Origin of the sequence: Aphanothece microscopica RSMan92 (genome assembly GCF_046613545.2) — a bacterium.
Classification (GTDB): domain Bacteria; phylum Cyanobacteriota; class Cyanobacteriia; order PCC-6307; family Cyanobiaceae; genus NIES-981.
On the sequence record NZ_JBKKKY020000255.1, the window covers coordinates 1 to 821 of the forward strand.

An 821-nucleotide genomic window follows, 5' to 3' on the forward strand; every position below is an offset into this window, starting at 1 on the left:
CCTCGATCATCCTTCCGAAGGACAGTCCGGACTGGACCCGGACTGCATCCGGGAAGGAGAAGAGATCAGGTGGGCGGCGATAGAGGGGCACGCTGAAGGAAGCGGATGCTGTCCGGCTTCCTTCAACCTCGGGCTCGAAATAGCCGGTGAAAAGACCCTCCGGCCGCTGCGCGTCCCTCACGCGATAGGGCCAGAACCGGGTCTCGAAGACATGTCTTGCGTCATCTGCCTCGAGTGCCCGGCGGCAGGTCTCCAGCCAGGCGGAACGGGTTCCCCCAAACCGGGCCTGCCGCGAAAAACCAGTCCCATGCGCCATGATCTCATGGCAGGACCGGCGAAAAGTGTGAAGCGCCTCGGCCCCGCCGTCGTCGTACCAGCCCTCGAGATCTGTGAAAGAAACGCGTTCCAGCGAGCAGGCTGCAGAAGCACCAGAGCCCATCGGGGAAATCTCTGGGATCAGTCCGGCGCCTCGGTTGCCGCGAGCTTCCAGTTTGGATTGCGGGAGGTGACATCGCGCTCGAACGTCCAGACATCCGTCACTTCGCGGATCTCCTTCGGGTCCCCGTCGATCACCTCACCCGCCTTGTCGTAAGTGGCTGTAATCAACTCGCTCACGAAGGCCATGGTGATCGCTGCCCTCTTTCCTCCCAGCAGAGAGGCGGACCGTATGGTGGCCTTGTCGATCCCCACGAAACGGGATTCGACGCGGTGGCCCTCTGCCTGCCGCTCGTCGATGGCGCGGGCAAAACCGTCGAAAACCTCCTTCGACAACAGGTTCTTGAGCGCCGCCTTGTCACCCTTGGCGAAGCCGTCAATGATCA

At 62.4% G+C, this 821-nt stretch carries 2 protein-coding genes; both read right to left on the reverse strand.

What is annotated here, in order from left to right:
• On the reverse strand, window positions 1-439 hold a 439-nt coding region (locus ACLD7X_RS17325; protein WP_411424934.1), incomplete at its 3' end, for an MltA domain-containing protein.
• 17 nt (window positions 440-456) lie between these two features.
• The coding region (locus ACLD7X_RS17330; RefSeq protein WP_411424935.1) for a Tim44/TimA family putative adaptor protein at window positions 457-821 on the reverse strand (365 nt) is incomplete at its 5' end.